At 68.1% G+C, this 20794-nt stretch carries 14 protein-coding genes and 2 pseudogenes; 1 reads left to right on the forward strand and 15 read right to left on the reverse strand.

Annotated elements, in window-relative coordinates:
• Positions 1–75 precede the first annotated feature (75 nt).
• The 3 genes from ACOOGH_RS14660 to ACOOGH_RS14670 form a co-directional block, all read right to left on the reverse strand.
• Positions 76–1095 carry a hypothetical protein gene (locus ACOOGH_RS14660; protein ID WP_420449621.1) on the reverse strand — a complete coding sequence of 340 codons (1020 nt, stop codon included), beginning with the start codon at positions 1093–1095 and terminating at the stop codon, positions 76–78.
• 211 nt (positions 1096–1306) lie between these two features.
• Positions 1307–2170, reverse strand: a complete 864-nt coding sequence (locus tag ACOOGH_RS14665; protein WP_420449622.1) for a CPBP family intramembrane glutamic endopeptidase — start codon at positions 2168–2170, stop codon at positions 1307–1309.
• Positions 2171–2178: 8 nt separating this feature from the next.
• On the reverse strand, positions 2179–2973 hold the full coding sequence (locus tag ACOOGH_RS14670; RefSeq protein ID WP_420450142.1) for an SDR family NAD(P)-dependent oxidoreductase: 795 nt from the start codon (positions 2971–2973) through the stop codon (positions 2179–2181).
• 99 nt (positions 2974–3072) lie between these two features.
• On the opposite strand from ACOOGH_RS14670, the gene ACOOGH_RS14675 reads away from it, so the two are divergent.
• Positions 3073–4365 carry an acetylornithine deacetylase/succinyl-diaminopimelate desuccinylase family protein gene (locus ACOOGH_RS14675; protein WP_420449623.1) on the forward strand — a complete coding sequence of 431 codons (1293 nt, stop codon included), beginning with the start codon at positions 3073–3075 and terminating at the stop codon, positions 4363–4365.
• On the opposite strand, the gene ACOOGH_RS14680 is transcribed toward ACOOGH_RS14675, so the two are convergent.
• The 12 genes and pseudogenes from ACOOGH_RS14680 to ACOOGH_RS14735 all read right to left on the reverse strand — a co-directional run bounded on the left by ACOOGH_RS14680 (position 4362) and on the right by ACOOGH_RS14735 (position 20593).
• Positions 4362–4706, reverse strand: a complete 345-nt coding sequence (locus ACOOGH_RS14680) for a hypothetical protein (RefSeq protein ID WP_420449624.1) — start codon at positions 4704–4706, stop codon at positions 4362–4364. The genes ACOOGH_RS14675 and ACOOGH_RS14680 overlap by 4 nt on opposite strands.
• 328 nt (positions 4707–5034) lie before the next feature.
• Positions 5035–5328, reverse strand: a pseudogene (locus ACOOGH_RS14685) (DUF3667 domain-containing protein); the annotation flags it as partial.
• Between the two features lie 11 nt (positions 5329–5339).
• Positions 5340–5762 (reverse strand): type II toxin-antitoxin system VapC family toxin, encoded by a 423-nt coding sequence (locus ACOOGH_RS14690; RefSeq protein ID WP_420449625.1) that lies wholly within the window; start codon positions 5760–5762, stop codon positions 5340–5342.
• Entirely contained in the window at positions 5759–6025 is a 267-nt protein-coding gene (locus tag ACOOGH_RS14695; RefSeq protein ID WP_420449626.1) for a hypothetical protein, read from the reverse strand. The genes ACOOGH_RS14690 and ACOOGH_RS14695 overlap by 4 nt, the downstream gene beginning before the upstream one ends.
• A gap of 18 nt (positions 6026–6043) precedes the next feature.
• Entirely contained in the window at positions 6044–8920 is a 2877-nt protein-coding gene (locus tag ACOOGH_RS14700) for a prolyl oligopeptidase family serine peptidase (protein ID WP_420449627.1), read from the reverse strand.
• A gap of 139 nt (positions 8921–9059) precedes the next feature.
• The gene (locus ACOOGH_RS14705; protein WP_420449628.1) at positions 9060–10364 is read right to left on the reverse strand and encodes a choice-of-anchor B family protein; all 1305 of its coding nucleotides are present in this window, start codon (positions 10362–10364) and stop codon (positions 9060–9062) included.
• A gap of 185 nt (positions 10365–10549) precedes the next feature.
• Positions 10550–11509, reverse strand: a pseudogene (locus ACOOGH_RS14710) (choice-of-anchor B family protein); the annotation flags it as partial.
• 462 nt (positions 11510–11971) lie between these two features.
• Positions 11972–13282, reverse strand: a complete 1311-nt coding sequence (locus tag ACOOGH_RS14715; RefSeq protein ID WP_420449629.1) for a choice-of-anchor B family protein — start codon at positions 13280–13282, stop codon at positions 11972–11974.
• Between the two features lie 22 nt (positions 13283–13304).
• Complete coding sequence (locus ACOOGH_RS14720) at positions 13305–14483, reverse strand: 6-bladed beta-propeller (RefSeq protein WP_420449630.1); 1179 nt, start codon at positions 14481–14483, stop codon at positions 13305–13307.
• Between the two features lie 279 nt (positions 14484–14762).
• A complete protein-coding gene (locus tag ACOOGH_RS14725) occupies positions 14763–16772 on the reverse strand; it encodes an ankyrin repeat domain-containing protein (protein ID WP_420449631.1) in 2010 nt (669 codons plus the stop codon).
• Between the two features lie 8 nt (positions 16773–16780).
• A complete protein-coding gene (locus ACOOGH_RS14730; protein ID WP_420449632.1) occupies positions 16781–18208 on the reverse strand; it encodes a DUF1552 domain-containing protein in 1428 nt (475 codons plus the stop codon).
• A 57-nt stretch (positions 18209–18265) separates the two neighbouring features.
• On the reverse strand, positions 18266–20593 hold the full coding sequence (locus ACOOGH_RS14735) for a DUF1592 domain-containing protein (RefSeq protein WP_420449633.1): 2328 nt from the start codon (positions 20591–20593) through the stop codon (positions 18266–18268).
• Positions 20594–20794: the final 201 nt, after the last annotated feature.

Genomic DNA, 20794 nt, shown 5'->3' on the forward strand with positions numbered 1-20794 from the left:
CACTCGGGAGCGCTGGAGCACCAGCCGGGCGACCCTTCGGCCGCCCGGTTGGCGCCGCAGTCGGGGCTCAAGGCGTCAGTCCCGCACCACCCGTACCACGCGTCCCTGCCGGTCGTAGAAGACGGCCGGGCTGATCACCACCTCTTCGTTGATATGGATGGCGGGCCCATCCTCCGTCGCACCTGCCGCGGCGCTGGCGGCCGGCAGGATGTAGGCGTCGGCTTGCCACACGTCGACCGTGTAGCCGATGTCCGCCAAAGATTGAACCGTGATCGCGCTGATCGGGTGCGGGGAGTTCCGGGCCACCCGCGGACTCATCAACTCGGTACCGAACACCGCTTTCCGCCAATGGTAGTCCACAGTGCCATTCGACCAGTAGTTCTCGACCGGGACCCTGCCATCCGGGTAGTTGGCACCCCCCGCGGCAATGAAGGCCGCAGTCGCCCTGGAACCTGTGAAGTGCGTGTCGGCACCTTCGTTGTCCCAGGATGAGTTCCGCAGCAGACCCAGGTCCTCCCAGGAGAAGCCGAACCCCAGAATGTGCCCCAGGCCATGGAGGATCAATCCGTCCCGCTGCGAATCGGGCAACCCTTCTATGTCAAGAAAAATGGCCCCGATCGTGGGCAACTTCGAGGATTCGCGAAATCCGCAGATCCACACCCCGGCACCTTTGGTGGGTCCGGTGAAGTAGTCTTGTACGGAGACCATGACGAGCACGTCGTCCAGCACAGTATCCTGATAGTCGTGCTGAGCGCTCCCACAACTGATTGTGCCCGGTTCCCACTCGATGTCCTCCAAATCGGTGCGATGCACAATTCTGGCCCAGCGGTCCGCCTGGGCGAGGATCGTTTCCGTCAAGTCGCGCGCGCCCTGGTTCACCGTCACGACATCGATCTGGAAACGGTTGGCAGCACCGCCTCCGACCGTCATCGCCGGATACGGACCTGCGTCGGCGTCGGCCCCCGGGACGGCGGCGGTCGAGGACATTTCGGGTGTGACGGGCAGAGTGTCGCAGGACGTGCTGGCGACTGCGAGCAGCACGATGAAGGCGGGTAGAGAGAAGAAGGTAAAGGTGACTTTCCGATAGGTATCCATGATCGCTACCTCTTGTCAACAGAGTCAGATAGAGGTGTTATACACGGATCGGCGAGGGGTGTTTCTCCGGTCGTCAGGATCGCGACTGGACGAGCCCGAATCGGGACTGGATCCCGGTACTATCTGCTGTCGGGGGCTTGGGGAGCGGCGGGACTGGCCGGCTGTCACTTCGTTCCGGGAGCGCCTCGGACGCTACTGACCACCCGGCGAGCTATGCGGCGAACGGATAGGTGAACAGGATCAGGTGCGACAGGTTGACCAGGAAGTGCACCAGAATGCCGGCTTCCACGCGTCCCGTGACGTAGTAGGCGGCGCCGTAGCCGATGCCGGCGAGCGTGGACAGCAGGACGTACGTCGTCCCGCCCGCGATGTGCGCGACGCCGAACGCGACGGCGCACACGAGGAGCGCCGCGAGCCCCGGCGCCGGCACCCTCCCGCGCAGGAAGCTCTCCGCATTCCGCTGCAGAATTCCGCGGAAAATCGTCTCCTCGGAGACGCACGTCAGAAGCAGGTTGGCCGGTACCCACACACCGAGTATCGCCGGCCATTTCGGATCCCAGGCCGTGTACCCCGCCGCCGTCGCCGTCCCCACCGCCACGACCGTCGTGAGAATGGCTAACGTCGCGGTGGCGAGGATCGCGCGCCGCCAGGACGGGTTGCCCTGCGGCTGGACGCACACCGCGTACAGCAGGATGCCCGCGAACCCCTTGTCGTAGTTCCAGTACAGCGTGAAGTCGGCCGAGGAGGCCGACACCAACACGCCGTCCAGGACGAGAACGTTGTGGATCCCCGGTACCTGGTTGATGGCCAAAGCCGCAGTGAGGATCACTACGATGCCCCACGCCAGGGTTCGGATAACACTCGGGGACTCGGACCGCACGGCTGCCAGACAGAGCACGGCGAAGAGCACGAGCACGGCGAGCCCCGCCCACTCGACGATGCCGGCGCCCATTGCGGCCGCGAGGGAGAGGGCCGTGAAGGCCAACGCAAGGAAACGGCGACCTGTCAGCAGCGCGACTCCGAACGCCACCCACAGGAGCAGGTATGGGAGGGCGTACGTGAAGTCGATCGCCATGATCACGGTCAGCCCGACGGCGGCGTGTATCTCCCGTCGATGGCGGTCCAGCCGCCGTCGGCGAACAGAACCGTCCCGGTCACGTAGCTGGCGGCGTCGGAGGCGAGAAAGACCGTCGGGCCGGCCATCTCGGCGGCGCTGCCCCAGCGGTTGAGGATATTGCGCGCGGCGTAGGCGCCGTACCAGTCCGGGTCGTCCTTGATCGGCGCCGTGAGCGGCGTGTCGATGACGCCCGGCGCGACCGCGTTGACGCGCACCCCGCGGGGCCCGAGTTCGGCCGCGGCGGCACGCACCATCTGCACGATCCCGGCCTTGGTGGCAGCGTACATGCTCTGCCCCGGCTCGACCACGACCGACCGGATCGAACTGAAGAGGATGATGGACCCCGATCCCTGCGCGCTCATGATCCGTCCCGCGGACTGGATGACGTGCGCGCCGCCCTTGAGGTTGAGGCCCAGAACGCGGTCGATCTCCTCGTCGGTGTAGTCGAGGAGAGGCTTGCGCACGTTCACTCCCGGGGTGCAGGCCACGACGTCGAGCGACCCGCGCACCGCTGTGATGTCCTTGAACGCGCCGGTGACCGCCGCGCCGTCCAGGATGTCGAGGCGGCCGGAGTCGGCTTCGCCCCCCGCCGCGCGGATCGTTGTCGCGGTGCGGGCCGCGGCGTCCGCATCGATATCGAGGCAGGACACGTACGCTCCCGCCTCCGCACACCCGATCGCGACGGCTTCGCCGATGCCGGAGCCGCTTCCGACGACCGCGGCCGTGCGTCCTTCCAGACTGAACATCTCGGTCATCGTGATTCTCGGGCAGGGTTTCGTGTGGTGTAGGGCGCGACACAATGTAGGGACCGCACCCGCCGGGCAACTCGGCCCGCCTAATGCCCCAGTCCGGAGATCCGCATGCACCGCACTTACCCGCCGACCGGCACGCGCCGGGAGGACCGCATCCTCGCCGAAGTGGAGGCCGCACGCGACGAGATCGTGGCCTTCACGGCGGAGATGATCCGGATCCCGACGGTCAATCCTCCCGGGGAATGCTACCGCGACTGCGCCGAATTGATCGGGCGGCGGCTGGGGACGGCGGGACTCGCGGTCGAGTACGTAGCGGCCGAAGGGCGCCCCGAGCACACCGCCGCATACCCGCGGGTGAACGTGGTGGGGCGGGGGGCGGCCGGTGCGGGACGCCCGCGGCTCCACTTGAACGGCCACTTCGACGTGGTGCCCCCGGGTGACGGGTGGACGGTCGACCCGTTCGCGGGCGTGGTGCGCGAAGGGCGCATCTACGGGAGGGGGGCGTCGGACATGAAGTCCGGGATCGCCGCCGCGGTCTTCGCGCTCGAGGCGTTGCGGCGGGCCGGAGTCGACTTCGAGGGAGCCGTGGACATCAGCGCCACCGTCGACGAGGAGAGCGGCGGCTTCGCGGGGGTAGCGCACCTGTGCGAGGCCGGGATCATCTCCAGCGACGACACCCGGTACGCCATCATCCCCGAGCCGTTCGGTCCCGGCCGCGTGTGCCTGGGGCACCGGGGCGTCTACTGGTTCGACGTCATCGCGCACGGCCACACGGCCCACGGCAGCATGCGCCACCTCGGCCGCAGCGCCATAGATGACATGGGCGCCCTCCTGGAAACCTTCCGAACCCGGCTCGCCCCCGAACTCGCGACCCGTCGCTCCGCCCTGCCGGTCGTGCCGGAACCCTCCCGACGCCCTTCGCTGAACGTCAACGCGATCACCGGCGGCCAGCCCGGCGAAGCGACCCAGTCGCCCTGCGTAGCCGACCGCTGTGTGGCGACGTTCGACCGCCGCTTCATCCCGGAGGAGCCCTTCGACGAGGTCCGCGCCGAAATCGCGCGTCTGGTCGCGTCGGTGCAGGACGCCGACCCGGAACGCCGTTTCACGATCGAGGAACGCATGGTCGTGCACCCGACATCGGCGCCGCCCGGCTCGCCGCTCGTGGCCGCGCTGTCCCGTTCCGTGGAGAGGGTCATCGGCCGCCCCCCGGAACTCGTGGCGAGCCCCGGCACCTACGACCAAAAGCACTTCGCCCGCATAGCCGGCATCGAGCACTGCGTGGCCTACGGCCCCGGCCCCCTCGAGGAGGCTCACCAGCCGGACGAGTCCTGCGCGGTCGACGATCTCGTGGCGAGCACGCAGGTGCTGGCGCTGGTGGCGCTCGAACTGGTGTCGTGCTAGCCGGTCACGAACACCGAGATTACAAACGCGGGAATCAGCAGCAGCGAGTAGAGCACGTACACGCCGACCGACTTCGCTACCGTCAGTACCCAGCCGTTCTCGTAGTAGCGTCGGAGCGCGATCACGAAATAGGGGTACGGAATCAGCAGGCAACCCACGCGGAACCAACTCGCGGGCCCCGAGTCGGGGAGCAGGAGCGCGACCGCGTAGATGAGAAACGTGAAAGTCTGGACATGGATGGCAAAGACCAGGTGCTCCACGTAGAAGCGCTTCTTTCGAAAATGGAAGACGGCGAGGATCACACCAAGGAACGGAAGCAGGCAGAACATCGCGATCGGCATGTTCGCGATCAGACGCCTGGGGACGACCGTGGGATCGTGAGCGATGTCCGATCAGCCCCGACACTCCGACTCGCGCAACCCAGCTTAGCTCCTCGAAGTCCCCTGCCGAGGCTGCGAAGAAGAGGAGCTGCCTCCCGATACCGTCCTCCGGGCGACCGAGAATGTCGTCGGCCTTCCTCTGTTGCTCCGGCGGCAGTGCCACCCTGAAGGCCGCGATGCGCTCCTCCGTCGGGGGCTGGACTACCGTTTCCCGGTCCTCCTCGGTCACGCCCGGCACGACCCCCTCCCCGAACTCCCCCACGAGCGACAGCAGGAGGAAGAACACGAAGCTGGCGAAGATGTAGAGCCTGACCGGCGACACGAAGCTCACCCGGCGATTTCGCGAGAACTCCCTCGTGAGGCTTCCGGGTCTGAAGAAGAGAAGCTTCAGCGTTCGTAAGAGCCTGGAGTCCAACTCAAACATCTCGCGTAGAAACTCGACAACCACGGAGCCCAGCGAACGGGCGTACTCCCTGTCGCTCTGCCCGCACCCGGGACAGAAACTCTCCGGCCGCTCGCGCCCGCAGTTCGGGCATTCGCGCCCCCCGGCGGGCGCTATTCCCTCGTGGCTGGCCTCCGACATCGTTTTCCCTCCTACGCGTTCCGGGCGATCCAATCCGTGGGAGTGAAAGCCCCGGCCCGATCGATCAACTCGCCATCCCACGACACGACCTCGGCCCCCAGCCAATCGGCGAGAGCGGCGTAGAGAGCGTCCCCGGAGCGCAGAAAGCTCCGGGTGCCGACCTCGAGGGCCTGTTGGAGCATCGCCCGGTTCAATGAGTACACGGTGACCAGCGGGGAACCCAGCATCTGGTCAGCCAGGCTCCGGCCGCGCTCGGCATCGCGCAGCCTCCGGGCAAGCGCGCAGGCAATCTCCAACTTCGCCGGCTCCGGGAGAGAAATCGGAAGCTCTCGTTCCACTACCAGGGAGAGGAAGGCCCGGCTCGACTCGGACAATCCATCGGTTGCGTCTGCCGCCGAGACCCACACGCTGGCGTCAATGACCAGCGTCGTCACTCGGCTCCCAACCGGTCCCGGTCGGCGGCCAGCTCTTCCCTCGCCGAACGGCCCCCGGGCGCACGCTTGAGCGCATCGTCGGCCGCATCCAGCCAGGAGCGCAGCCATGCTTTGGGGGCCTCACGGGTCTCCGCGCCTTCGTCCTCGCTCAGCCAGCGCCGATAGAGTCCCGTGGTGACTTCGCGAATGGTCAGGCCCCGCAGGGCGGCCTCCGACTTGACCTGCCGGTACAGGTCATCCGGAATATCGATCGTCGCCTTCATGGTACCATGATACCTGTATTACCGTATGCCCGCCACTCGCTTCTTCTCCTCCTCCAGCACGTCCAGCGCCACGCCTTCCGTAATCCACGCCGGCGCCGGCTCGCCCTTCAGGTAGTGCCCGAACCACTCGAGGATGCGGCGGTGGTAGTCTTTCTGGTTCGCCTCCTCGCGGAAACCGTGGTCCTCCCCTTCGTAGACCAGCAGCACCATCTGCTTCCCGGCGCGGCGGGCGAAGTTGAAGAACTCGGTCCCCTGGTCCCAGTCCACCACGCCGTCCTCGTCGCCGAAGGCCATCAGCAGCGGCGTTTCCATGTTATGCACCTCGTGGATCGGCGAATTCCGGCGGTGCGCCTCCGGGTCCTCCCAGAACGGCACCTCCATGCGCGCCTGCCCGGTCTCCCAGTGGCTCAGCTCGGCGATCCCCGGGTTCCAGTGCAGCTGGCCCATGAAGCTCACGAAGTCGGTGAGCGGCGCGCCCGCCACGGAAGCCGCGAAGGTGTCGGTCCGCGTGGGCAGGAAGGTCGCCTGGTAGCCGCCCCACGAGTGCCCGATCAGGCCCACCGCGTCCGGGTCCGTCACCCCCATCTCGACGGCCTTCGCCACGGCCGCGCGCACGGACTCCAGCGCGCTCACTCCCGGATCCCGCGCCCGGTACACGATGTCGGGCAGTAGAACCGCATACCCGTGCTGGGTCCAGGCCGTGTAGTTGTAGTAGTCCCGCTCGCTGGGGACCTCGAAGAGGTGCATCTGCGGGGAGAGGATCTCGTAGGTGTACACGATCGTGGGGACCGCGCGGCCCTCCTCGTAGTCCGCGGGGAGGAGGAGGACGAACTGAAGGTCGCGGCCCGATTCGCTCACGAAGTCGACCAATTCCGCGCGGCCCCACGCCACCTCGTCGATGAAGGGGTTGATCCCGGTCACCCGGGCGGGGTCGGCGAGGTCGGACCCGGCCACGAAGTAGTCCGGCGGGTCGTCGAAGCGTTCGGCGCGGTACAAGAGCACGTCGGCGCTGTCGGCGCGTTCAAGGGCACCGACGTAGGCGTCCTCCAGGACCAGGGTCTCGGCCGAGTCCCCGTCGCGCGCGCCGGCCCAGCCGCTCGTGAAGCGCGCGTAGCCGCGCTGCTCCGTCTTCTCGTTGTAGAGGGACAGGTAGGGATGCGAGTCGGGGTCGAAACCGGGCTCATCCTCGGCGCCGGCGCCGGCCCCCTCATCAGCGACGCGGGTCATTCGGTGGGTGATGCCGGTCTCTGCCCCGCGCGTCAGCCGCTCGCCGCCCGAGCCATCGGGTGAGACGCGCCAGACATCGTGCTCGTCGTAGAGCAGAACCGCGTTGTCTCCCTCCAGCCACCCGCCGGGACCGAACCCGTGCGGGGGGGTCACGTCGGTGGGTGTGTCGTAGTCCGTGTCGGCGAATTCGGCGGCCAACTCCGACGTCAGATCATGCATCGCGCCCGTGGCGACGTGGAGGCCGTGGTAGGCGGAGCCGTCCCAGGAGAGCAGCCAGTTGCCGCCCGCGCTCGGCCATTCGTAACGCACACGGGTGAGGAGCCTGCGGCGCTCCCCGGTGTCCGTGGCGATGGCCCACACATCGTGGTACGGACGGCCGAACATCGCGCCCCACGGGTAGGGATCGTCGATGTCTTCCAGGGCGTACTCCCAGCCGTGCAGAAGTTGGGCGTTCCCCATGAGATCGGATCCGAGGACGACCACTCGGTCCTCGTCCAGATGCCAGACGGCCAGGAGGGATCGTCTGCCGTCGCGGCCCTCCGAGACCTGCTGCTCCGGGAAAAGGCGCACGTCCCCGGTGTGCCAGATCTGCAGGTCGGGGAGGTCGGGTTCGGAGTCGGCGGCCGGGGCGACCTCACTCTCCGGATCCTCACTCTCCGAGTCGTCGGACGGAGCCGCCCCCGGCTCGTCTTCCGCGCCATCGCCGAGATCTTCGTCCTCTTCCACTTCGATCGGCCGCAGCCCCAGAGAGATCGTGCGGCCATCGTCTGACCAGGCGGGGGCGCGGTGCTGGACCGCCTCGAGCGTGTCCGGGATGCCGTCCGTGCTCGCACCGAGGACCATCGTCTCGACGCGGCGGTCCAGATCGCGCCAGGCCACCACGTCGTAGGCGGTGCCATCGGCAGAAGCGGCATCGCGCGAGCGGAGAGCGGCCAGATCCGCGGCATCATCACGCCAGCTCAGGCTCCGGTAGGCGGAACCGGAAGCGTCGGCGGAACGCAGGGTGCCACCGGCGGCGTCGTACACCTGTACGCCGTTGCCCACATCGGTGCCGGTCGCGATGGCGAGCGCGAGCAGGGATCCGGCCGGACTCCAGGCCATCTCGCTCACGTTGCCGAAGCTGGTCTCCGTTCCCGTGGCGAGCGTGATTATGCGAACGTCGGCGCCCTTGCCCCGGGGTTCGTCCGGCGGGTAGCCACGAAGCGCCAGAAACCTGCCGGAGGCGTCGAAGCTCTGTTCGGAGACCGCGTCGAACTCGCGCGTCTCCCCGGTTTGCAGGTCCATGACAGAGGCCTTCTCACGGACCGGTTCGTCGCTCTCCTCGAGCTGCTCCCGTTCTTCCGGCGGCAGGCCGATGGTCCAGCTCAGCCAGCGGCCGTCAGGGGAGAACCGCGGCACCGATCCCCACGGGAAGACCCGGGCGGAGTCCTCTTCGACCTTGCGTACGCGGAGTTCCGACTCCTCGTCCACCCGGGTGACCCCATACGCGATCCAGTCACCGAAGGGCGAGAACTCCACGTTGCCGAGTCGCTCCCAGCGGCCATAGTCGTTCGGGGTGACGAGGGGGCGGTCCTGGGCGGAAGCCGAGGAGGGGAGAACGAGCGTGAGACCGCCAAGCGCGGCCAGTGCTGCGAGCGTCGGGAAGCGGGATGGGAGGATCCAACTCATCGGGGACTCCTTGAATCGCTGGAATTGACCGCGTGTCCCGCGTTCAGTTCACGAGACGTGTCTGCCTGAGGCTGCTGATCGACTCTATGGGCAAATCGTTCGCCGGGGCCAGTGTCGGCACATCAACGGCCTGGGGGGCCTATGGCTGTAGACGCAGAACGAAGAGACCCTCGTCCCAGCTCGTGGCGACGAGGATGCCGCTCTCGAACCAGGGAAAGATCGACCACGAGCCGTCCCAAGTGTTGTTGTCATGGCCGGCCACGGTATCGAAGAAGCCCCGCTCCACGGGCGTCGCCGGGTTCGAGATGTCGAGGATCCGAACTCCGAATGCGTAGTTGGAGTGATAGATGAAGTTGCCGCGTACGTAGAGGTTGTGGTCGATCGCTCCGGTGGGGCCCAGATGCTCCGTTACGAGGACGGGATCATCGAGATCGGCCAGATCCCACACGAGCAGGCGCGTCCGCGAGACCCGGCCGTTCAGCTCGTCCAGTTCATCGTTCTGGTAGAAGTACCGATGGTCCTCGCTGAGCCACCCTTGATGGACGTAGCCGTAGTCTGCGTAGCCGCCGGTGGAGAGCACCCTCGGGTTCGCCTTGTCAGACACGTCCGACACCACGATCGCGGTCTCGTTGGTGCCCACGCAGATCTCGCGGCCGGCGTACGCCCCGTCCGGCCCGCGATACACGACGCACTGGACATCGTGCGTGTATCCCCTCCCTTGGCGCCCGGTCCCCGGGACGGCGTGGCACCCCGCGAAGCTCGGGCTCGTCGGGTTCGAGAGATTGATCATGTGCAGCCCGCCCCCGCACGTGTCGCCGCCACGGCTGCTTCCGAGGGCGTAGGCGAAACCGGTCTCTTCGTTGATCGCGAGGTTGTGGACCGCGCTTACGCGGGTATACCGGGCGTCAGCAGAGAGTTCGGTGAAGGCCGCCAGCCCGCGCAGCCGCGTCAGGTCGAGAATCTGCATCCCGTGGCCGGCGATGTTATCGGCGACGACGTAGACATGGTCCGCGTACACCTTCATGTCGCGCCATATGCTCGAACCGGTATGGGATGGGAGGAATGCAATCGGCCGCGGCGCGTGAGGCGTGGAGAGGTCGACGATCGAGAGCCCGTCGTCGCGGCCGACCAGGGCGTACTCGACGCCCGTCTGCGGGTCGGTCCATCCCCAGACATCGTTCACGTGGGTCGCCGCCCTCCCCGGCCGCAGGGCGCTGGCGGTCATCCTCGCGACGAGGTCCACACCGTTGCACGGGAACCCGCCCGCCGACCCGCCCTGACAGGCGGTCGTGCGCACCAGGACGGGTGCGGTGGACAGGGTTGGAGGAACCGTGTCCCGTTCGACGGGGCCCGCAAGGCTCTCGCCGCACGCGGTGAGGATCAGAGTCGAAACGAAAGCGGCCGTCGTACGCCTGACGCGCGCGGTTCCGGGATCGGCAAGCATTCATCCACCTCATCTATTCCTTCTACGAGGGAGGAATCGCCTGCCGAACCACCCCTCGGGTCGTCCGGCGCTGTGCTGTTCTCGCTCCCTCGGAATTGTTGATGACTCGTTAGTGGCAGTACCCCGAACACCGCGGGGAGGGTCCTGAAGGAGAGGGCCGGGAGCCGGGCCGCGGGTGTCGGCCGCTATTGCTGCAGGCGCAGGACGAACAGGCCTTCGCTGAAACTGGTGGCGACGAAGATGCCGCTCTCGAACCAGGGGTAGGTCGACCAGGAGCCGAAGCCCTGAGGCTCGGGCACGGTATCCAGGAATCCGCGTTCCACGGGGTTAGTGCGATCCGTGATGTCGATGACCCGGACCCCGAAGTCGTAGTTGGAGTGGTAGATCAGGTCGCCGAGGACATACAGGTTGTGGTCGGTCTCGGTGCCGGGGCCCAGGTGTTGTTTCGCCAGGATCGGGTCATCGAGGTCGGTGAAGTCCCACACGAGCATGCGCGTGCGCGGTGTCAGCCCTGCAGGCTCGTCCCCCTCATCGTTTTGATAGAAGTAGCCCTGGTCCGAGCTGAGCCAGCCCTGATGCACGTAGCCGAAGTCCGCATAGCTGGCGGTCGACAGGGTGATCGGATTCGCCTTGTCGGTCACATCCGAGACGACGATCGCGGTTTCGTTCGAGCCGATGCAGATCTCCTTGCTGGCGTGTTCCGAATCGGGACCCCGGTACACGACGCACTGAACATCGTGGGTGTAGCCCGTGCCCCGGCGTCCGGTACCGTCTACGGCGTGGCAACCCGCGAAACTCGGGTTCTTCGGGTCCGAGAGCTCGATCATGTGCAGGCCGCCCGCACAGGTGTCGCCACCGGAGTTGCTGCCTGTGGCGTACGCGAAGCCGGTCTCCTCGTTGATCGCGAGGTTGTGGACCGCACTCACTCGCGTGTACCGCCCGTCCGCCTCGATCTCCGTGAACTCCGTCAGCCCGCGGAGTCGGGTGAGGTCGAGGATCTGCATGCCGTGGTCCGCAATCGCGTCGGCAACGACGTACACGTGATTTGCATACACCTTCATGTCCCGCCAGAGACTCGACCCGTGAGATGACGCGAGAAACGCGATCGGCCGCGGTTCGACCGGATCGGAGAGATCGACGATCGAGAGTCCGTCCCGGCCTCAGGGCGGCCACCGGCACGCGTGCCACGAGGTCCACTCCCGCGCACGGGAAGGTGCCCGCAAACCCACCGACGCAGGGTGTCGCCTCGGTAGCCAGAGGAGGAGGCGGCGGAGGCGGCGGCGGAGGCGGCGGCGAAGGCGGAGGAGGCGGAGGCTGGACGGGACCGGGCCCCACGGGATTCGGGTCCACCGTAGTCGGGGCGTCACCTCCACACGCGCCGAGGGTCATGGTCATCACGAGGGCGGACACTGCGGGCCCGAGGCGCGTGGAGGTTCGAAGGAAGGTCATCATGCGGCGGCCTGCGCGTCCAGCAGTGAAACAACCACGCCCACCCGGCGCTTCTTCGGGGTTGGCGGAGAATCCATAATCCTCTGTGATATAACTTCTTAGAAGATAGAGATGCCGGGCTCAGCGCACTACCCCGAGCCGCGTGAGGCGGGCTCGCGCTACTGCTGGAAGCGCAGGACGAAGAGGCCCTCGTCCCAGCTCGTCGCGACGAAGATGCCGCTCTCGAACCAGGGGTAGGTCGACCAGGAGCCGTCGAACGACTTGTCGTCACGATCCGGCACGGTGTCGAAGTAGCCCTGCTCCACGGGATTCGCCGGGTCCGAGATGTCGAGGATCCGCACCCCGAACGTGTAGTTGGAGTGGTAGATCAACCCCTCGTGGACATAGAGGTTGTGGTCGATCGCCTCGGTGGGGCCCAGGTGTTCCGCAGCCAGGACGGGGTCGTCGAGATCGGTGAGGTTCCACACCAGCATGCGCGTCCGCGGCACCCGGTTGTTGAGCTCGTCCACTTCATCGTTCTGGTAAAAGTACCGGTGGTCCTCACTGAACCACCCCTGATGGACGTATCCGTAATCGGCGTAGCTTGCCGTGGACAGCGTGGTCGGCTTCGTCTTGTCGGTCATGTCTGACACGGCGATCGCCGTCTCGTTTGAACCGACGCAGATCTCTCGGCCCGCGTGCTCCGCATCGGGTCCCCGATACACGACGCACTGGGTGTCGTGCGTGTAGCCGGTGCCCCGGAATCCGGTCCCCTCCACAGCGTAGCAACCGGCGAATGTCGGGTTCTTCGGATTCGAGAGGTCGATCATGTGCAGACCGCCCCCGCAGCTCTCACCGCCGGAGTTGCTCCCGACCGCGTAAGCGAAGCCGGTCTCTTCGTTGATCGCGATGTTGTGGACCGCGCTCACCTCCTGGTACCGCGCGTCCGCGTCCAGCTCCGTGAACTCCGTCAACCCGCGAAGGCGCGTGAGGTCGAGCACCTGCACCCCGTGCCCGGTGCTCTCCGACACGACGTATACGTGATCCGCGTACACCTTCATGTCGCGCCAATCGCTGTGCGAGGTCGGGGAGCCCATGAAGGCGATGGGGCGCGGTTCGGTGGGGGTCGAGAGATCGACGATCGCGAGTCCGTCGTGACGCCCCACGAGCGCGTATTCCGCTCCGGTCTGTGGGTCCGTCCAACCCCAGATGTCGTTCACGCCCCAGCGTTCGCTGGTCCCGTCGGGGGTTCGCCCCGGGGTCAGACCACGCAGAGTCACCCGCCCCACGAGATCGATGCGATCGCACGGGAAGCCATTGGCCTGACCTCCCTCGCAGGGGACGATCTGCGCCGCGACAGGAGGCGGAGGCTCGGGCTCGACAGGGTCCGGCTCGGTCGGGCCCGGAAAGCCTTCGCCGCATGCGACTGCGAGGACGGCGAGGAAGGGGAAGGCGCGGCGCGCGGACACCTGCATGCGGTGGCGGCTCATCGTTGCTACACCTTTCTGGACTTCAGTGTGTCAGCAGCAGTCGAGGACCCAGCAGCCGGCTCGGGTCCGCATCCGGCTTCGGAGTGAACTTGTTGATCCAACCGCCGCTGTAGGACGCAATATACAGGTTGCCGTCCTCGTCCATATCCAACTGGTGAGGCAGGGAGAGGCCGCCCGGCCATGTCCCCCGCCCGATGGCGCCCGCCGCGCCGTAGGCACCCCAGTAATCCTGGAGGACGCCACCCCGATCGTACTTCAATACACGATTCAGCGTCGCGTCCAGGACCCACACCGCGCCGTGCTCGTCCAGCCAGATGTTCACCGGGTCGAAGATGTTCGGCCACTCCTCTATGAACTCGCCGTCATGCGTGAACAGCTGGAGGCGCTCGTTCTGGCGGTCGGCCACGTAGACCCGGCCCTCATCCACGGCCAGGCCGTGCAGGAGATCGAACTCCCCCGGGCCGGTGCCGAGCCCTCCCCACTGCATGATGAACTCCCCGTCCTCGGAATACTTGATGATGCGCGAGTTCCAGTACCCGTCAGCGAGAAGGAAGCTCCCGTCCGGCAAGAACGCCAGTTTCGATGGCCAGCCGTAAGTGTAGGGGCCCCAGTCGGATCGCGCGCGGGCGGCTTCGCGGGTCTTCGGGTGATCGCGTTCGCCCCGGCGCATGACGATCTCGCTGCCGTCGTTCGTGAACTTGACGACCTGCATGTGCCCTTCCCCACCGCCGCTGTCGATCACCCACACGTGCCGGTCGGGGTCGTAGGGGCTGATATAGACCTGGTGCGGGAGGGTGAAGATCGAGTCCCACTGCGCCCACTGTTCGACGATCTCGCCGTTCCCGTTTGCGACGACGACGTAGTTCGTGCGCCGCAGCCGGCCCTCGCGGGGGGCCGAGCGGTCGGCGGGCCAGTCGCCGCGCGTGACGACGATGATGCGGTCCGTGTGGTCCACCGCCACGCCGGCCACCTGTCCCCAGCCCCACTCGTCGTCGTGGTCGGGCGCGGGCTTCCACCAGCCCGGCACGGGATTGTACGGCCCGGTGCGGTCGTCTCCCCCCTTCACGACAGCGCCGGTCGCTGGGTGCGCGGAGCGGCCCTCGCCGCCGCACGCCCAAGAGACTGCGACGACGGCCGCCACGGCCCCGATGGCGAGCAAGTGCCTTGGCAGGCACGTCCTCTTCTCTCCTCTGGAAGTCATTTCTGCCCGCCTCGCGTTCCGCCGACCCTCTGCATCAGCCGCTCGCCCACCGCCCTCACTCGCCCACCGAACGTCCTGGATCGTCCGCCCGTTCGTTCGGGTTCACCCGTCTCTCGAACCTCGCCCCCTATGGGCCCGCTAAGCCGGGCACGGGAATCCTCCGCACACTCCCAGCAGAGGAACGGACTGGACCTTGGAAAGCGCGCGACGTCCCCGCACCTGCGGCACAATCCTTCAGGACGCATCGATCCCTCAGCCACGTCTTGCCTCCGCCGCTGTCTAGTTACGCCGTCCGGGCCGCTCGTAACGCCCGGCAGCGGCATTACCAGTGCCGTTGCCGTTCCCCTCTCCGGCGTCCGTCGCGGCTGGCGCCCACGGGTCGTTGATGCCGGCGCCGGGGCAGGAGTCGCCGGTATCCAGGAAATGTGTGTGCAGACACTCGAGTGTCGCCCCGAGACTCGTCAGCAGTTCGACCGTCTCCGGGTAGGGAACCCGAGTGAAGAAGCCGGCCCGGCCGCCACGCGCCATGTCGGCGGTGGACTGCCCCAGGCGGGTGATCGCGGCGATGTCCCCGCCCTGCGACACGAGGTATTCGATGAGTTCGTTGTCGCCCCGCGAGGCGGCGTAGTGCATGGGCGTATAGAGCCACGAGTCCCGGTGGTTCACGTCCGCGCCCAGTTCCTCGATGAGGTACTTCATCGCGGGGATGAACTGGTTGGGCCGGTTGCGGACGCTGAACGCGCCCAGGCCCAGGTAACCTCCGCCCGCCGCGGCGTGGATGGGCCAGGCGTTCGGAGCGCCCTCCGGGATCCAGGGCAGCGCGGAGTCCTCCTGTTGCCGACCGTCCTGCTGCCGGCGTTCACGCATCCCGACTTCGGGCCAGCGCGTGGGGATGTGGGGATCCGCGCCGTGCGCGACGAGGAGCTTCATCGCCTCGAGGTCCTGGGCGAAGGCCGCCCTCCAGAAGGGCGTCGCCCCGGTAAGATCGATCCCCATCTTCGTGAGACCGTACTCCCAGTACCACAGGTGCGTGTTGAGGCGCGGGTTGGGATCGGCCCCGGCCTCGAGCAGCGCGCGGAGCACCTCCATGTGCCCGGCGTCCTGCAGGTCCTGGGCGCGCGGCTGCGGATAATTCGACTTCGGGGCCCATTGGGTCTGGAGGACCGCAAAGAGCGGCGTCGCCCCGTCCGTCGAGGCGGCGAGGTCGGGCTCGGCCCCTCGTTCGATGAGGGCGAGCGCAAGGTCGAACTGGCCGTTGAGCGCCGCCATGAGCAGCGGGCTCGTGGCGTCCGCGCTCACCTGATCGATGTACGCGCCGCCGTCGAGGAGGGCCGTGGCCGCTTCGATGTTGCCCTCGCGGGCCGCGTGCAGCAGCGGGGTCATCCCGCCGGTCCGGCCGACGAGCACCTCGCGGTACGGGGGCCGGATGAGATCGGGGCCGCCCGGGTAGTCGGGCCCCACGCGGCCGAGCGAGTGCGCGTCGACAGGGCCGACATCGAAGCCGGAGCGGAGGAACTCGCGCTGGGCGCGGATCGACGCCTGTACGTGGGCCGGGGTCGGCTCGCCCGGCCATTCGGCGTCGGGATCCACCTCGGGTCCGTACGGTCCGAGCGTTTCGGCCGGCGCGCCGATCATGTCCCGCATGCGGCGGTTGGCCTCCCGGTCCAGCGCCAGACTGGGCAGGACGTCGACCACGGTGGTCGTGATGCCGGGGTCGGCGCCGGCCTCGAGCAGCGCGGCCACGGCAGCCGGCCGGTTCGCGGCGGCGGCGAACATCAGCGGTGTCTGCCCCGCCGACCCCTCCCGGGCGTTCGGATCCGCGCCGTGGTCGAGCAGCGCGGCCACGGCCGACCGGCCGTCCACGGCGGCAGCGGCGAGGTGCAGCGCGGTCACGCCGCTGTTCGTCGTCGCGGCGTCCGGGTCGGCCCCGGCTCCGAGCAGGAGCGCGACGACGGGACCGTGCCCACCCCGAGCGGCCACGTGGAGCGGCGTATAGCGGCCGATCCGCGTCCCGGCGTCGACCGCCGCGCCCGCATCGATCAGCACCCCGGCCACACCGGGATGCCCGCGTTCGGCGGCAAAGTGCAGGGCAGTCATCCCATCGCCCCGCGCCGCATTCACCTCCGCGCCCTCCCCCACGAGCGCGCGCACGACTTCCACGTCCCCGCCGCGCGCCGCCTCGAGCAGCCGGGCGTGGGAGGAGGACGCCCCCTCCTGCGCGGCCAAACCCGCCGGGAGGAGGACCGCAACCGGGAGCGCGAGCGCAAGAACCCCCAGGGCGCACCTCACGCGCCGCCTCATCTCGCGCCGCTCCCGCCCGAGGCCGCCTCGCCCGTGAAGTCGAGCGGGAACAGCCCGTCGCTGTCGCCGAAGGTGGCCATCTCGGGGTGTCCGATCTTCCGCATCAGGCTCACGAACGCGTTCGCCATCGGCGTCCCGTCGGGGGCCCGCAGGTGGACCCCGCCATCGAGCGCCCCGTTCGCCCCGCCCATGATCAGCAGCGGCGCGCGCCGGTGGTTGTGGAGGTTTCCGTCCGCCATCGGCGAGCCCCACACGATCGCCGTCTTGTCGAGCAGCGAGGCGTCGCCCTCCACCGTGTCGCGCAGCTTCTCCAGGAAGTGCGCGACCTGGCCCAGCCGGTACGTATTGATCTTGTTGAAGTCCATGATGTCCTCGGGGACGTTCCCGTGGTGCGAGGCCCCGTGGACGGACTTCGTCGTCCCGCTCCCCGGGAAGGTCCGGTTGGACTGATCGAAGCCGGTCTTGAAGGTGATGACGCGCGTGAGGTCGGTCTGGAGCGCGAGCAGCTGCAGGTCGAACATGAGCTGCATGTGCTCCTCGAAGGAGTCGGGGACCCCGGAGGGCGCCTCCGGCATCTCTCGTTCCTCGCCGCTCATGTTGCGCGCCTCGACGAGCTGGATCCGCCGCTCGATCTCCCGGATGTGCTCCACGTACTGGTCCAGCGCGACGCGGTCCGCCGCGCCCAGCGTCCTCCTGAGCCGAACGACCTCGGTGGCAATCCAGTCGATCATGCTGCGGTCCGTGCGGCGTCGCGCCGCCCGGTCTTCGGCCGTGTCCCCGGCGCCGAACAGGCGCTCGAACACGACGCGCGGCTCCCGGATGGCCGGCAGCGGCTGGTTGGGCGAGGCCCACGCGAGTGACGTCGTGTACGCGCAGTGGTAGTTGTACGCGCAGCCCCCGCCGCGATCGATCCCCTCGATGCAGAGTTCGAGCGACGGGAGCACCGTCTCCCGCCCGAAGCGCTGCGCGTGCAGCTGGTCGAGCGAGGTGCCGAGGAAGATGTCGGACCCCTGCGTCTGCTTCGGGTGCGCCTGGGTGAGGAACACCGCCGTCGACCGGTCGTGGTCGCCGCCGATCTCCTCCGCCCGGAAGGCCTCCGCCGAGCGGCAGTCCGTGTTGCTCACGATCGTCATGTACTCGCGGAATGCCTCCAGCGGCTTGAGCTGACTGTCGGCCACCAGCTCGAAATCGCGCCCGGTCGTCGCCGGCGCGAACAGGTGACGGGCGTCGCCCCAGTCGCTCGAACCCGCCGCTCCCATCGACTCCTCGATGCACACGAGCCGCGTGAATTCCGCCGCCTTCATCGGGTCGGCCCACAGCCGCCCGGCGGGGACCATCGCGTCGAGCAGGGGCAGCGCCACGCTGGCGCCGGCCCCACGCAGGAAGGTGCGGCGCGAGAGGTGTGTGCCGGTGATGAAGTTCATGAGCCCACTCCACTTCTGGTTCGGTCTCTTTGCCCGGGTCCGTCTGCGCTCTCATCCTCATCCAACGGCTGGCGCCGGACGTGCCATCCGGAAGGGGTCGCTGTTCACGACGCCGAGGATGAACGAGGACATTCGGTAATCGTTGGCTTCCGCCTCGCGCGCGATGGCCCGGACACCGGGCTGGTCGAAGTACTCCGCGCGGCGTCCGATCGCGTATGCGAGCAGGTGCGCCGTGAAGTTCCGGACGAGCGGGATCGGCCGCTTCATGAGCAGGTCGACGAGTTCCGCGGGCGTGCTCACGTCGGTCCCGTCGTAGAAGGTCCCCCGCGTGTCGAGCGCGACGCCGTTCTCGCGGACCCGTACGCGACCCGTCACATCGTAATTGTCGAGCGCGAGCCCGATCGGGTCCATGAACCGGTGGCACGAACGGCACGTCGGGTTGGCCGCGTGCATCTCCAGCCGTTCGCGCGTCGTGAGCAGCCGCCCGCCCCGCGCGGATTCCGTGTCGTCGAAGGCCGGGATGTTGGGCGGCGGGGGCGGAGGCGGCGTGCCCATCAGCACCTCCATCACCCACTTCCCGCGCAGGACCGGCGACGTGCGCGCGGACATCGACGTGAGCAGCAGCACGCTCCCGTGGCCCAGCACCCCGCGCCGGCTGTCGTCCGGGTAGCTCACCCGCCGGAACTCCGGTCCCGACACCCCCGGAATCCCGTAGTGGCCGGCAAGGCGCTCGTTCAGGAAGGTGTAGTCCGCCGTGAACAGTTCGAGCAGGCTCCGGTCCTCGCGCACGAGATGATCGAAGAAGAGCTGCGTCTCCCGGACCAGATCCTCGCGGAGCTGGCCGGTGAAGTCCGGATAGAGGTAGGGCTCCGGCTGGTTGTCCTCCGCGTCCTGGAGTCTGAGCCACTGCGAGGCGAAGCGCGTCGAGAGCGCCTCCGCGCGCGGGTCCGCCAGCATCCGGTGCACCTGCGCCTCGAGGACCGCCGGATCCGAGAGCCCTCCCTCCGCGGCCAGCGTCAGCAGTTCGTCATCAGGGCTCGCGGCCCAAAGGAAAAACGAGAGGCGCGAGGCGAGGTCCACATCCGCGATCGGGTAGCTTTCGCCGGGCGCGACTGCGGGCGGCGCCTGCTCGAGACGGAAGATGAAGGACGGGTTCGCGAGGATCGCCTGCAGCGCGGTCCGGACTCCGATCTCGAATCCGTCCTCCGCCGCGGCGCCATCGTAGAAGGCCATCGGCCCCGCGAGATCGTCCTCCGTCACCGGCCGCCGGTACGCCTCGCGCGCGAGCCGGGTCACGATCGACTCCGCGCAGGCCCGCGCTTCGGGCGCCGACGCCCCGGACGCCCCCGTCCCGGACGCCTCGCTCCGCCCCGGATGGCAGTGGAAGACCTTCTGCCGGCTCGCTGTCTCGGAGACGCCCGTGCTGCGCCGCGGGCCCGTGATCATCAGGTCACTCAAGTGCGGCAGGGCCGTGATCCCGTAGTTCGCCCACGCCTGGGAGTCCTCGCCACCGACGAAGGACCAGCCGGGCGTCTTCAGGCGGTCCTCATAGGGCCCCTCGATCGTGCGCACGAAGGCCGCCGCGACCTGTCGCTGGCCGGCGCGCACGAAGATGGGTTCGGTACGGATCGGCACCGTCGAGCGGCCGCCGTGCTCGAGGCCGAGGAGTGCGACCCCTTCCCCGTCGATCGAGATGTCGACGTCCTGGAAGCCGGTCCCCTGCCCGAAGAGGGTCTCGACCGAGACCACGTACTCTCCGTCCACCGGGAAGTCGTGGGTCACGACCATGCCGCCGCGCGTCCCGTACGGGGTGCCTTCGATGTGATCCCATGCGTGCTGCGAGACGTCGATCGGGTTCGTGTACTTGGCGGTTTTCGACAGGGCGGCCGGGTTGCCGACGGCGATCCGGCTCACCTCCGTGGCGGCCCTCAGGTACGCCTCGAGGAGGGTAGTGGAGAGGCCCTGCGCGTCGGACATGTTGTCGAAGGCGCCGAGGTAGGTGTCCGCCGGGAGCCAGCGGCTGGCGTCGATCTCGAGATCCAGGAGATCCCGGATCACGCGCTCGTACTCGGCCCGGTTCAGCCGCTGGAAGCGCCGCGAGCCGGGGTTCCGATCCAACGCGGCGTCGCGGTCGACCACCATCTCAAGCGTCTCGACGAGGGCCAGCAGCGTGTCCGGCGACGGCCGGCGCTGGCCGGGCGGCGGCATCATCCCGGCCCGCAGCTTCCGTATCATCTTCTCCGCGGTCGGCGCCCTTTCGTGCGCCGCATCGACGTCGAACTCCTCCAGGATGAGGTTCCCGCGCAGCAGCCGGTCATTGTGGCAGCGGGCGCAGTAGCGCTGCACCACAGCGGTCAGATCCGCCGTGTCGGCGAGAGCAGCCACGTCGTACTCCGGGAGGGGTGCCGTGGGTGCCGGACCGGGCGCACGGTCCCCCGCGGGCTGCCCCATGAGGGCGAACCACAACCATAGAACCGCACTCGCACCGAATGTCTTCACACTCCCGCCCTTCACCACCGACGGATCACAGGGCCCCGCAACCGTTCAACTTAGGAAACGCGATCACCACGGGCCACGGCAGTATCG

The organism is Candidatus Palauibacter sp. (assembly GCF_965213655.1).
Lineage (GTDB): Bacteria > Gemmatimonadota > Gemmatimonadetes > Palauibacterales > Palauibacteraceae > Palauibacter.